The organism is Lonsdalea britannica (assembly GCF_002111595.1).
Classification (GTDB): domain Bacteria; phylum Pseudomonadota; class Gammaproteobacteria; order Enterobacterales; family Enterobacteriaceae; genus Lonsdalea; species Lonsdalea britannica.
Genome location: NZ_LUTN01000014.1, coordinates 64,791 through 77,839 on the forward strand (window position 1 = coordinate 64,791; position 13,049 = coordinate 77,839).

Annotated in this window: 9 protein-coding genes; 2 read left to right on the plus strand and 7 right to left on the minus strand. The window is 56.9% G+C overall.

The genetic code is table 11. The annotated features are described in order from the left end of the window. Positions 1-189: 189 nt before the first annotated feature. Positions 190-4,077: an ATP-dependent RNA helicase HrpA gene (gene hrpA / locus AU509_RS12530; protein ID WP_094118502.1), complete on the plus strand. Its 3,888-nt coding sequence runs from the start codon at positions 190-192 to the stop codon at positions 4,075-4,077. A gap of 93 nt (positions 4,078-4,170) precedes the next feature. Here the strand turns inward: hrpA and AU509_RS12535 are convergent, their stop codons facing one another. Then, the gene (locus tag AU509_RS12535) at positions 4,171-4,938 is read right to left on the minus strand and encodes an EcsC family protein (protein WP_254901575.1); all 768 of its coding nucleotides are present in this window, start codon (positions 4,936-4,938) and stop codon (positions 4,171-4,173) included. 159 nt (positions 4,939-5,097) lie between these two features. Here AU509_RS12535 and AU509_RS12540 point away from each other — a divergent pair, with 159 nt between their 5' ends. Beyond that, complete coding sequence (locus AU509_RS12540) at positions 5,098-5,421, plus strand: hypothetical protein (RefSeq protein ID WP_085651852.1); 324 nt, start codon at positions 5,098-5,100, stop codon at positions 5,419-5,421. Here the strand turns inward: AU509_RS12540 and AU509_RS12545 are convergent, their stop codons facing one another. The 6 genes from AU509_RS12545 to chaA all read right to left on the minus strand — a co-directional run bounded on the left by AU509_RS12545 (position 5,422) and on the right by chaA (position 12,588). Further along, a complete protein-coding gene (locus AU509_RS12545; RefSeq protein ID WP_094118503.1) occupies positions 5,422-6,237 on the minus strand; it encodes a trypsin-like serine peptidase in 816 nt (271 codons plus the stop codon). 439 nt (positions 6,238-6,676) lie between these two features. Then, positions 6,677-7,030 carry an acid resistance repetitive basic protein Asr gene (asr, locus tag AU509_RS12550; protein ID WP_085651872.1) on the minus strand — a complete coding sequence of 118 codons (354 nt, stop codon included), beginning with the start codon at positions 7,028-7,030 and terminating at the stop codon, positions 6,677-6,679. A gap of 75 nt (positions 7,031-7,105) precedes the next feature. After that, the gene (gene rstB, locus AU509_RS12555; RefSeq protein WP_085651850.1) at positions 7,106-8,461 is read right to left on the minus strand and encodes a two-component system sensor histidine kinase RstB; all 1,356 of its coding nucleotides are present in this window, start codon (positions 8,459-8,461) and stop codon (positions 7,106-7,108) included. Next, positions 8,458-9,189 carry a two-component system response regulator RstA gene (gene rstA / locus AU509_RS12560; protein WP_085651849.1) on the minus strand — a complete coding sequence of 244 codons (732 nt, stop codon included), beginning with the start codon at positions 9,187-9,189 and terminating at the stop codon, positions 8,458-8,460. The genes rstB and rstA overlap by 4 nt, the downstream gene beginning before the upstream one ends. 223 nt (positions 9,190-9,412) lie before the next feature. Beyond that, the gene (gene dauA / locus AU509_RS12565) at positions 9,413-11,119 is read right to left on the minus strand and encodes a C4-dicarboxylic acid transporter DauA (protein WP_094118504.1); all 1,707 of its coding nucleotides are present in this window, start codon (positions 11,117-11,119) and stop codon (positions 9,413-9,415) included. 365 nt (positions 11,120-11,484) lie between these two features. Further along, entirely contained in the window at positions 11,485-12,588 is a 1,104-nt protein-coding gene (gene chaA / locus AU509_RS12570; RefSeq protein WP_094118505.1) for a sodium-potassium/proton antiporter ChaA, read from the minus strand. Between the last annotated feature and the right edge of the window lie 461 nt (positions 12,589-13,049).

Below are 13,049 nucleotides of genomic sequence, written 5' to 3' on the forward strand. Positions count from 1 at the left end.
CATCATAAGCAGCCTAATAGAGACGCGATAGCGTAATATTTCGAGAACCTTGTTCGATTTAATTGAACAACGTGACGGGGAGGCAGGTTATAGCCTGCGGCGTCAATGTGATACCATGCCCGCCGCCAAATCCAAGCGTGGCGGCCAGTCTCTTCGCCACGTCTGCCAGACGTATTTAAGGAACCAACCGTGAAATCACAGCTCACCGCATTTTATCCCCACATCAATGCGTTAATGCTGCGCGACCAGCAGCGGCTGCGTCGCCGGGTTCAGGGCGCCCTGAAGGTGAAAAATCCTGAAGCGCAGGCGGCCATCGTCAGCGAAATCGAAGCCGACGTGGCGACGGCCCGCCAGCGGGTGGAGAACCGTCGCGCTTCGCTGCCCGCCATTCGCTATCCCGAAGCCCTGCCGGTCAGCCAGAAAAAAGACGCCATCATGAAGGCGATTCGCGACCATCAGGTGGTGATTGTGGCCGGGGAGACCGGTTCGGGTAAAACGACGCAGCTGCCGAAAATGTGTCTGGAGCTGGGTCGTGGCGTGACGGGCTTGATCGGGCATACCCAGCCGCGTCGCCTGGCGGCGCGTACGGTCGCGGATCGTATCGCCGCCGAACTGGAAATCCCGGTTGGCGGCACGGTGGGTTACAAGGTTCGTTTTAACGATCAGGTCGGCGACAACACGCTGGTCAAGTTGATGACGGATGGGATCCTGCTGGCGGAAATTCAGCAAGATCGGCTGCTGATGCAGTACGACACCATCATTATCGATGAGGCGCATGAACGCAGCCTCAATATCGACTTTATCCTCGGCTATCTGCGCCAGCTGCTGCCTAAACGGCCCGATCTGAAAGTCATCATCACCTCGGCGACGATCGACCCGCAGCGCTTTTCTCGTCACTTTAATCATGCGCCAATCATTGAAGTCTCCGGCCGCACCTTTCCGGTGGATGTGCGTTATCGGCCGGTGGTGGAAGAGGCGGAAGACAGCGACCGCGATCAGCTACAGGCCATTTTTGACGCGGTGGACGAACTGAGTCACGAAGGTCCGGGCGATATCCTGATCTTCCTCAGCGGCGAGCGCGAAATTCGCGATACGGCGGATGCGCTGACGCGACGCGATTTGCCGAATACCGAAATATTGCCGCTGTATGCGCGGCTGTCCCATCAAGAGCAAAACCGCGTCTTTCAGTCGCATCACAGCAGACGTATCGTGCTGTCCACCAACGTGGCCGAAACCTCGCTGACAGTGCCGGGTATTCGTTATGTGATCGATCCCGGCACGGCGCGTATCAGCCGTTATAGCTACCGCACCAAGGTGCAGCGCCTGCCGATTGAGGCGATTTCTCAAGCATCCGCCAACCAGCGTAAAGGGCGCTGCGGACGCGTTGCGGCAGGGGTGTGTATCCGCCTTTATTCGGAGCAGGACTTCCTGTCGCGCCCGGAGTTTACCGATCCGGAAATTCTGCGCACCAACCTGGCTTCCGTGATTTTGCAGATGACCTCGCTCGGTCTGGGCGACATTGCCGCATTTCCATTCGTGGAAGCCCCGGACAGCCGCCATATTCAGGACGGCGTGCGGCTGCTGGAAGAGCTGGGCGCGATACAGACGGCGGACAACGGCCACTATCGCCTTTCTCCGCTGGGTCGACAGCTGGCCCAGCTGCCTATCGATCCCCGATTGGCGCGCATGGTGCTGGAAGCGCAGAAGACGCGCTGCGTACGTGAAGTGATGATCGTGACCGCCGCACTGTCGATTCAGGATCCGCGCGAACGGCCGTTAGACAAAAAGCAGGCATCCGACGAAAAACATCGTCGTTTCGCGGACAAAGACTCCGATTTCATGGCTTTCGTCAACCTGTGGAACTACCTGCAGGAGCAGCAGAAAGCGCTGTCGTCGAGCCAGTTCCGTCGTCAGTGCCGCACCGACTTCCTCAACTATTTGCGCGTGCGCGAATGGCAGGACATCTACACCCAACTGCGTCAGGCGGTGAAAACGCTGGGGCTGCCGGTCAATAGCGAGCCTGCGGACTACCTCAGCCTGCACTGCGCGCTGTTGACCGGACTGCTGTCTCATATCGGTCAAAAAGACGTGGAGAAGACAGAGTTCAGCGGCGCGCGCAATATGCGTTTCTCCATTTTCCCGGCGTCCGGCCTGTTTAAAAAGCCGCCCAAGTGGACGATGGTCGCCGAGTTGGTGGAAACCAGCCGCCTGTGGGGACGCATCGCCGCCCGCATCGAGCCGGAGTGGGTCGAGCCGCTGGCGCAGCATCTGATCAAACGCAGCTACAGCGATCCGCATTGGGAAAAAGCCCAGGGTGCGGTGATCGCGCAGGAAAAAGTGACGTTGTATGGCCTGCCTATCGTTGCCGCGCGTAAGGTCAACTACGGGTCGATCGATCCCGTGGTCTCGCGGGAGTTATTCATCCGCCACGCGCTGGTCGAGGGCGACTGGCGCACCCGCCATGCGTTTTTCCGCGCCAATCTGAAACTGATGGCCGAGGTTGAGGATCTGGAAAACAAATCCCGCCGCCGCGACATTCTGGTGGACGATGAAACGCTGTTCGCTTTCTACGACCAGCGGCTGCCGCACGATGTGGTGTCTTCCCGGCATTTCGACGTGTGGTGGAAAAAAGCGGAGAAGGAAAACCCCGATCTGCTTAACTTCGAAAAAGCCATGCTCATCAAGGAGGGCGCAGGCAGCATCAGCGCACTGGACTATCCGAACTTCTGGCAGCAGGGCAACCTCAAACTGAAGCTGAGCTATCAGTTCGAGCCGGGGGCCGACGCCGACGGCGTGACCGTGCATATTCCGCTGCCGATCCTCAATCAGGTTCAGGATGAAGGCTTCGAATGGCAGATCCCAGGCGTGCGTCGCGATCTGGTGATCGCGCTCATTAAATCGCTGCCGAAGCCGATTCGCCGCAGCTTCGTGCCTGCGCCTAACTACGCCGAAGCCTTCCTGGCTCGGGCTAAACCGCTGGAGCGCGGGCTATTGGAAGCGTTGGAGCGTGAACTGCGTCTGATGACCGGCGTCACCATCCCCCGCGAAGAGTGGCACTGGGAACAGGTGCCTGAGCATCTGCAAATGACGTTCCGCGTGGTGGATGAAAAGAATCGCCCGCTGCGCGAGGGGAAAAGCCTGACCGCGCTGAAGGATCAGCTTAAAGAGAAGGTACAGGAAACGTTGTCCGCCGTGGCGGACGACGGCATCGAGCAGAGCGATTTGCATATCTGGAGCTTCGGCGATTTGCCTGCACGCTATGAACAGAAACGCGGCGGCTACTCGGTCAAAGCCTATCCGGCCTTGGTGGACGAAAAGAACAGCGTGGCGATCCGGCTGTTCGACACGCCGCATCAGCAGCAGCAAACCATGTGGAAAGGACTGCGCCGGTTGCTGTTGCTGAATATCCCGTCGCCGATCAAATACCTGCACGAAAAACTGCCGAACAAGGCGAAGCTGGGGCTGTACTTCAACCCTTACGGCAAAGTGCTGGACCTGATTGACGACTGTATCGCCTGCGGCGTGGACAAACTGATCGCCGAAGCGGGCGGCCCGGTGTGGACGGAAGAGGGCTACGAGCGACTGCACGACAAAGTTCGCGCGGAGCTGAACGACGCGGTGGTCGATATCGCCAGTCAGGTTGAGAAGATCCTCACCGCGGTATTCTCCATCAACAAACGTCTGAAAGGGCGAGTGGACATGGCGATGGCGCTGGGACTGAGCGATATCAAAAGCCAAATGAGCGGTCTGGTGTTCCGTGGCTTCGTCACGGAAAGCGGCTGGCAGCGTCTGCCGGACGTTCTGCGCTATTTGAACGCGATCGAACGGCGGTTGGATAAGCTGGCTCAGGATGTCCACCGCGACCGGGCGCAAATGTTGAAGGTAGAGCAGGTGCGTCAGGCATGGCAACAGTGGCTCAACAAGCTGCCGCCGGAGCGGCAGGAAGATGATGAAGTCAAAGCCATCCGCTGGATGATCGAGGAGCTGCGGGTTAGCTACTTTGCTCAGCAGCTGGGCACGCCTTATCCGATTTCCGATAAGCGCGTGCTACAGGCGATGGAGCAGGTGGCGGAATAACGCGACGACTCACCGGACGCTAAGCGCCAGGCAGGCTTAGCGTCAGGTTTTTGATGCCCTGATAGGCCGTTTTGACCTCCTCTTCCCCGTATTTCAGCTCCAGACGTTTGACCGTGAAATGCCCTTGGCCATATTTTGATAATGCCGGGTGAAGAGGGTATTGATCGTCGCGCCGCTGGCCGCGCCGATCACCGGTACAATCTGCGCCGCCATTTTTTCCGTCAGCGTGACGCCAAACCGCGCGGCGACCGCATCAATCACCTTAGCTAAAATCGACGCGGCATGGCGAGAACTCACCGTACGCGTCGACCCTTTCTTACTGACCAACGCCATTAACTCGCGCGACGCATGGCGAGTGATGTCGGACAGAATAGCGCGAGAGGCGTAATAGCCCGAGTCTGTCGGGTCCAGCGTTTTCTCTCGCCCCCCCAGCGCGAAGACCTCGACACAAGCGCTTTTGACGTCTTCATCCGCCAGTGAAAATCCTTCGCTGCGGGCGATATCGGCGACGGCGCGCATCATGATGGCCGTACTGATGGGCAGTTCCACCAGCAGTCCGGCAATGCCAAAGAATCCAGATACCGCGCCGGACGTGGCGGCGGCGATCCGGTGCAGCCCCTGTGACGGAGCGTGGTGCGGGTCATCTTCCAGCGTATAGAGCGCGGCATCCACCGCTTTGTGCAGCGCGGCTCTGACGCTCTGCTGGATTTTGCGTTGCAGGCTCTGCGGCAGTCTCCCAAGACTCCAGGTCAGCGGCTTTCCAATCACATCGGCAATTTGCAGCGTTAGCGCCGGGGCTTCGAGTAGGGTGACGGCCCGCTGGAGCGCACGCAGATCGTCGGGGTGTTCTATGAGGGTCATGAGCAGCTCGCATAATAGCGGAGAGTGATATAGGTGTAATAAATGATGCTGAAATATGCAACGTGAAGACGGTTGTTATCTGTCACGACTCAAGATAGGCTGGATGTTTTTAAATGCAATTAAAATGCATGAATATTCACTCACCACAGGAGTCATTCTATGATAGTCAGAACCTGGCACGGCTGCGTTCCCATCGAACATGCGGAGGGATTCGCCCGCCACTTGCAGCGCACCGGCGTCGATCATGCGCGAAGTGTTCGCGGTAACTGCGGGGCGGAAGTGCAGCAGCGAAGTCAGGGCGCGTATGAGCATTTCTTTCTGGCGACCTACTGGAATGACCTGTCCGCGATCAAAATGTTCGCGGGCGAAGATTACCCGGAGGCCGTCACCTACCCTGACGACGAACAGTTCGGGTTGATCTCCGATCCTCTGGTGCTTCACCATGAGGTGGTGGCCATCCAACCGCTGTTGCCGTCAATCTGATCACGGAGCCGGCCGTTGGGATAATACATCGAGCGACTGGCGGATGGCTGGGACGGCGACCGCCTGATTATCCGCCCGATCCCGCTCGCTGGCGTCTGGCGCGGAGCTTTGAATCGCCACCAGCGCCCAGCTATCTCCGGTTTTCAGCAACAGCGGCGAACCGCTGTCGCCGGGCAGCGTGTCGCAGCGGTGCGTCAACACCGCCTGATTTTTCCAACCGGTGACGAGGCAATCCTGATGCCGATATAGCGTGTCGGGATGATCTTCAGGATAGCCCGCCTGTGTCACCTTGCGGCCTTCCAGTTTCAACGCCGATTTTAGATCCTGCGCATTCCCTTGCCATAGCGGGAGAGGCGAGATGCCCGGCGGTGTTTTTTCTAGCCGAATCAGTGCATAGTCCAGCGGCGCGGCTGAAGGAGGAACGATCCAACCGTCGCCATCCGCTTTGAGCTGTTTCGCCAACTGCTTATTCACCATCGCTTCCAGCTTGTGCGTTTCATATTTCCATCCCGACGGCGTGGCGTGAAACCGCAGCGCCACCGGCTTGTCGGCGACGCCAGGCGGCGCTAGTACGCAGTGTCCGGCGGTCAGCGCAAGGTGCGGAGATATTAGCGTCGCGGTGCAGAGATTACCGCTGGCGGTTTCGACCTGACCAATGGCCTGCCACGGCCACTGCGCGGTATCCGGTACGGCATCGCGGTCATCATGGTTAAAAAACAGAATGCGTTGCTGCTGAAGGACGTCTTTCGGCGGGGTGGCGTTGACGCCCGTCGATAACAGGGTGAAAGAACAGAGCAGCCAGGCCGATATGCGCATGAAATAATTCGCCTTTAACAAAAAATTTTCTGTTAACAGTATGGTTAAGTTCCCTGATTTTGGAAACGACGTACAAAAATTCTGTGCTGAGCGGGATGACGGTGTTTTCGGCGTTGGCGGACGGGCGGGGTGGAACGCGCTATCGTGGTGTCGAAAACGCTATCGAGCGATCGAACGTTAGAGAAAAAACAGCATGATGATCAACGCGCCGAGAAGCAGAAGCGATAATACAATTTCAAAGGAGTAACGACGTAACATCATCCTGGCTCCATGAAATCGACGCCCGTGAGAGGGGGGGTCGGACAGTTGATAAACGCGCAGTTGACTCAACATGATAAAGCCGCTCTTTCAGGAATCTAATTTTGTATCAGACGGTTATCGTAAAATAGATCCCCGCTCGCGCGGGGATTGAGTCAGGTAATGTCGTGAGACGTATGACTTATGCAGCCGGAGTCGCTACGGCTTTCTTGGCTTTCTTCACGTGTTTTTTAGCGGCCTGAGCTTTCTGCGCAGCCGGTTTTTTCACGTGTTTTTTCTTGGCAGCCTGCGCTTTCTGAGCCGGCGCTACCGCTTTTTTCTTAGCCGCTTTTTTTGTGGACTGTGCTTTCTGCTCAGTTTCTTTCTTCGCCTGTTTTTTCACGTGTTTTTTAGCGTGATCGGCTTTGGTCTGAGTGGTGGTCGTGGTCGTTGTGGTCGGTGCGTTTGCCGCAGGCGCGGTGGTGGTGTCAGCAGCAAAAGCTACAGAGGACAGACCCAGTGTTGCGCCAGCGATCATCACTAATACTTTATTCATCATCAATTCCTCATTGTCCGTTTACGTTTCGAGCCACAGTGGTGGGCCGATGTAAGGAGCATAGGGAATGATGCGCTAGCGGTCTGTGAGTGTTTGGTTTCCGCGTGTAACCGTTTGTACAACGTTGGATGTTAAGCTGTCTGCCGATGCTGCGCTGGTGACGATGGGCCAGAGGAAGGTCATTTTGGCGCCCCCCAATGCGCTGGACTCCGCGCGGATGGTGCCACCGTATGCGCGGACAATCGCGTGGACGATTGCAAGTCCGAGACCGCAACCGCCGCTGCTGTTCTGCATGCCGGCTTCCAGACGCACGAACGGCTCGAAGATGCTCTCACGGTCCTGCGGCGCAATGCCGGGGCCGTCATCCTCTATCTGCAGACAGGCCACGCCGTGATCGAGCGTCAGCCCCACACGAATGCGCTGTTGGCAAAAGCGCAGCGCGTTATTGACCAGATTATTCAGCACTCGTTCCATCAGCCGAAGGTCCAGATAGCCGAAGTGCTGATGGCGGGGCACGTTCAGTTCCAGCGTTTTGTCGGCATGTACCAGTCGAAAATCGGCGATGCGCTGCTCCAGCCACTCGGACAGATCGATCTCTTCAAGATGCAACGTGACCTGCGGGCGGTCGAGCCGGGCGTAGGTCAGCAGTTCGTCGATCAACGATTCCAACTGGCCGATATCGCGATTTATCGCCTCTTGCTCCTCTTCCGGCAGGTTTTCGCTCATCGCCAGGCGGTAACGCAGGCGCACCAGCGGCGTGCGCAGCTCGTGCGCGATGTTGTCGATGAGCTGCTTTTTACTGGCGATGAGCTGATTGAGGTTGTCGGCCATCAGGTTAAACGCCACGCCCAACCGAAACAGACTGGAGGTATTGTCGAAGTGGGTGCGCTCCTCGAGGTGACCGTCACCGAGCCGTTGCGCCGCGGTTTCCAACTGCAACATCGCTTTCCAGTGCGGCCGCATCCACAGGAAGACCGGCAGCGCCAGAGACAGTCCGATAATGACCAACATCAGCAGGTTTAGCATCCGCATCTCATGCAGGAAAAACAGGTAGGGGATCGGACCTACCGCCAGCACATAGTGGCTGCGGGGAATGCGCTGAATGAAGGTGTATTCGTCGTCCAGCGCGATGATTTCGCCCTGCGTCAGACGCTGCTGCGCCTTTGTGCTGAGCTTGTATTTGTTCATCGGCTCAATGTGCATTTTGAACGACAGATTGAGGTCCAACTGGCTGATGGTCTTGTGCCACTCACGCGGCGGCAGGGTGCGCAGTTCGTTGCGGATCAGATAGAGCGAGCTTTTCATCAGGTCGTCCATCGACTGACGTCCCGCACGCTCCGCCGTGGCCTTGTAGACCAACCCGACCAGCAGCGTCATTACCAGAAAGCTGGCGAACAGCAGGAGAAAGAACTGAATGAACAGTTTTTTCATGGCGCGTGGGTCTCCCAGGCGTTGGGCGCGAACAGATAACCCTTGTTGCGAATGGTTTTGATGCGCACTGCTTCCGGCGCCGTGTCGTACAGCTTTTTCCGCAGGCGGGAGATCGCCACATCGATGCTGCGGTCCATACCGTCGTAGCTGACGCCGCGCAGGTTTTTAAGCAGCGCGTCGCGATCCATGATTTGCCCGGCATGGGTCGCCAACTGCCACAGCAGGTCGAAATCGGCCGTCGACAGGGTGATGTCCTCGCCGGCCAGCAGAACCTGCCGGTTGACCGGATCGATGCACAGCAGACCGAAGTTCAGCGACTTGTGTACCTGTACGGCCGCGCTGGCGTCGAGCGTCGGCTGCTGCGGCGTGGCGTATTGCCGAAAATGCAGGCGAAGACGCGCCAGCAGCACGGCGGGCGGAGTCGTTTTCAGGATGTAGTCGTCGGCGCCCATCTCCAGGGCGAGAATATGGTTCATGTCGCTATCGAGCGAGGTCAGCAGCACGATAGGCCCGGAGAAACAGGGGCGTAGCTCCCGACATAGCGTCATGCCGTCCTTGCCCGGGAGCATGATGTCCAACAAGACCAAATCCGGTTTCTGGTGCTCAATCACCGCCAAGGCGGTGTCGCCGCGCGGCTCAATGTGCACATCAATATCGTGTTTGCCCAGATAGGCGGCAATCAGTTTTCCCACTTCGGGATCGTCTTCAACAAAAACAATCTTATACATACCCGCGAGCTCTTTTTATTATTCGGATACAGCATAGCGCGCGTCACCTTTTGTCTCCATGAGTCAAGCGTAAGAGGGTGTTAAAAGCCGCCGGGTGATAGGGAAGGAACGAGCGCAACGAACGGGTTATCGGGAGCAAAACAGAGAGGGGACGTGACAGCGGAGTGGCTTGAGAAAGATACCGGCCAGCCTTGCGGCTGGCTCGGTAATCAGAAGACGGCGATTAGGCGGTCATCGGAAGCGGCGTTGCTTCAAGCGCTTGCTCCAGCGTCGGATAGAACGCCAGGCGGTTTTCTATCGGCACGACGTTGGCGCGGGCCAGCGTTTTCAACGGCTGGAACGGGATGTCGGTAATCACCAGCCGCTTTTCTGGCGGCAGCAGTTCGGTGAAGCGTAAGAGCGCGTTCAGTCCGCCCGCATCCAGCACCGGCACTGCGTCCCATTGCAGGACGATGGTCTGATACTCGTTGCTGCGAACCAACAGCTCGCCAAAGATACGCTCGGCGGCGGCAAAGAATAGCGGGCCGTTGATGCGAATCACCAGACGCTGCCCTTGCACCGTGGCGGGCAGTTCGCTGAGACGTGTCATTTTCGCTATCCGGCGCATGAACAGGATAGAGGCGAGAACGATGCCGACGGTAATCGCAATCACCATATCGAACAGCACCGTCAGGGCCAGACACAGCACCATCACAATGATGTCGTCTTTCGGCGCGTGGCGCATGAGGTCGATGACCTTGCGCGCTTCGCTCATGTTCCAGGCGACCAGCAGCAACAGCGAAGCCATCGCCGCCAGCGGCAGATAAGACAACCACGGCGCGAGCACCAGCAGCGCCAGGATCACCAGCAGCGCATGCACCACGGCGGAAATCGGCGACGTGGCGCCGGCGCGGACGTTGGCGGCAGAACGGGCGATAGCGGCCGTCGCGGTGATGCCGCCGAAGAATGGCGTCACGATATTGCCGATGCCCTGACCGATCAGCTCGGTATTGGAGTTATGTTTACGTCCGGTCATGCCGTCGAGCACCACCGCGCACAGCAGGGACTCAATCGCGCCGAGGATCGCCATGGAGAAGGCGGCGGGCAGCAGGGCGGAGATAGTACTCCAGCTCAGCGGCATGACGCTGCCGTCGCTCCCTGGCATATTCCACGGCAGGACGAACTGAGGCAGGATTGGCGGAATACCGTGTCCCGCGGTGCCGTCAGCCAGTAGGTAGCTAAAACGTGAACCGATGGTGGCGACGTGAATGTCCAGCAGCGACAGCACCCCCATCACCATCGTCCCCGCCAGCAGCGCGGGCAGATGGCCGGGCAGGCGAATGCCAAGTTTGGGCCAAATGACCAGCACGGCCAGCGTGACGATACCGATCAGCGTGTCGCCCAAATGCATGGTCGGCAGTGCGCTGCCAAGCGCCAGCACTTTTCCGATGTAATGCTCCGGCATCACCGGAATGGTCAGACCGAAGAAGTCTTTCACCTGCATGGTGGCGATGGTGATCGCGATACCCGAGGTGAAGCCCAACGTGACGGAAACCGGGATATATTCAATCAACCTCCCCATACGACAGAGTCCGAGGATGAGCAGGAATACCCCGGAGAGCAGCGTCGCGATCAACAGGCCGGAAAGACCGAACTGTTGGGAGACCGGATAAAGAATGACGACGAAGGCCGCCGTGGGGCCGGATACGCTGTAACGCGAACCGCCGCATAATGCGGTGATCAGGCCAGCGACCGCAGCCGTATACAGACCAAATTGAGGAGGAACGCCGCTGGCAATCGCCAATGCCATCGCCAGAGGGATCGCAATAATGCCGACGGTAATACCGGCGACAAAGTCTTGGGAAAAACGTTTGAAGGTATATTTTTCCCGCCAGCAGGCGTCAAGAAACGCGCTGAACGGTTTAATGCCGTTAAATAGGTATGATTTCATCTAAGACTAGGACCAACAAAATGAAAACAGATGGCGGGTCGGCAGGAGGCCCGTCGCGGGTTAAAGTATTACGATACGCCCATTGTTCAACGAAGATCCAGATGTAAATCAATAGAAAAGCATTATGTATTACCTTTCAGTTTCCGATGTAACCTTGAATCGGTGCGAACGCTAACATGTTGAACAACTGTCATAATTTCTGACCGACGCGTGGCTGGAAGGTCGTGAATAGGCCGAAAAACAGCAAGTTGGCCGCCGCTGCTGCGCTTATCCGAGGAAAACAAAGGAAACCGGGAGGGCCGAAGCCAAAAAAGTCAGAAGGAAAAGGGCATCGACCTATCGCGACGATGCCCTTAAAGAAGGGATTACAGCATGATGGTCATGATGTAAGCGGCGAACAGCGCCAGATGCGCGCTTCCGTTAAGGACATTGGTGCGCCCGGTGGAAAACGAAATGTGGCACAGAACCAACACAGTTAACATCACCACGATGTGCGGCATATCCAGCGCGAAATCCAGCGTATTGCCCGTGATCATGGCGATCAGCGTGACGGCGGGGACGGTCAGGGAGATTGTCGCCAGCACGGAACCAAAGAACAGGTTCATCGCGCGTTGCACCTGATTTTTCAGAACGGCTCTGATCGCACCCAGACCTTCCGGCGACAGAATCAGCAGCGCTACGAGGAAACCGGTGAACTGGGACGGCGCGTTCATGCGTTCAAGCAAGGTCTCCAAGAGCTTGGAGTCCATTTTGGTCACGCTAATTACAGCAATCAGGTGGATCACCAGCCATACCGCATGCCACAGGGAACTGTGCGCCGACGGTTTGCCGTGTTGACTATCCCCTTCGCCGTCACTCTCATCTTCGTGATCATAAACGAACAGGCTCTGGTGCGTGCGGGTCTGAATTTTCAGGAATACGCCGTACATTGCTGCCGAGATCAGCGCGATGATCAGCGACTGCGGCACGGAAAAGTTACCTGCCGGTAACGCGGCGGGAAAGACCAACACCAGAACGGCAAGGGGAAAAATCGCCATCAGATACTGCTTGATACCGCCCAGATTGACGTACTGCGTGGCGAATTTCCGTCCACCCAGCAGCAGAGCGAATCCCACCAGACCGCCGGTCACGATCATGATGATGGAATAAAGCGTATCGCGCATCAGATGGGGACCCGCATCGCCCGTCGCCATCAGGGCGGAGATCAGGCTGACTTCCAGAATGACAACGGACAAGCTGAGGATTAGTGAGCCAAAGGGTTCCCCCAGACGGTGGGCCAGCACGTCGGCATGACGCACCACGCTGAAGGCGCTGGAAAGGATCCCGACCAGCGCCAGCGCGTTGATAGCGATGATGCCGCCCAAACTGGTGGTGTCGCCCCACATGACCAACACCAGCAGCGTGAGGAGAGGAAGAACAAGCGTGTATTCATGGTGACGGGTTTTCACCGTCTCGGCGGAAGAAGTCATTCTTGAAGGTTCCTTATTTGTGTCGCGAGCTTGCTGATAGAAATAACGTATAACGTCGTTATGGAATATTCGCCATGCCAAACACCAAGCGCCACTAAAAGCCCTTAACTGCGATTAAATCCATGCACTTTCTGCATAAATATATCCGAATTAATTATTTTTATATTTTTACTTTTATCTCTCTAATAATAAACGAAATTGCTACAATTAGTCACTATTTAATCACTCGCTGCGAGCGATTAATGTGCATTTTAGGGTGGTATTTCAAAACCAACCGGCATAAAAACGTGTAAAAAGCGGATTTAATTGCATTTTCGTTAATAATTGTAGGCAGTACAACAAAGAGACCGCGTAAAGTGGTCAGCGGCGCGAAGTCGAAGTGGCTTCGGCGTTGAGGGTTGTTTCCTAAAAAGAAAACGGAAAATGACCATTTTGCGTCATCATGTTAAACACATTGGTAA

What these genes read in the sequence shown, in the direction of transcription:
- AU509_RS12535 (WP_254901575.1), bottom strand. Translation starts at nt 4,938, where the DNA reads ATGACCCTCATAGAACACCCCGACGATCTGCGTGCGCTCCAGCGGGCC.
- AU509_RS12540 (WP_085651852.1), top strand. Translation starts at nt 5,098, where the DNA reads ATGATAGTCAGAACCTGGCACGGCTGCGTTCCCATCGAACATGCGGAG.
- AU509_RS12545 (WP_094118503.1), bottom strand. Translation starts at nt 6,237, where the DNA reads ATGCGCATATCGGCCTGGCTGCTCTGTTCTTTCACCCTGTTATCGACG.
- asr (WP_085651872.1), bottom strand. Translation starts at nt 7,030, where the DNA reads ATGAATAAAGTATTAGTGATGATCGCTGGCGCAACACTGGGTCTGTCC.
- rstB (WP_085651850.1), bottom strand. Translation starts at nt 8,461, where the DNA reads ATGAAAAAACTGTTCATTCAGTTCTTTCTCCTGCTGTTCGCCAGCTTT.
- rstA (WP_085651849.1), bottom strand. Translation starts at nt 9,189, where the DNA reads ATGTATAAGATTGTTTTTGTTGAAGACGATCCCGAAGTGGGAAAACTG.
- dauA (WP_094118504.1), bottom strand. Translation starts at nt 11,119, where the DNA reads ATGAAATCATACCTATTTAACGGCATTAAACCGTTCAGCGCGTTTCTT.
- chaA (WP_094118505.1), bottom strand. Translation starts at nt 12,588, where the DNA reads ATGACTTCTTCCGCCGAGACGGTGAAAACCCGTCACCATGAATACACG.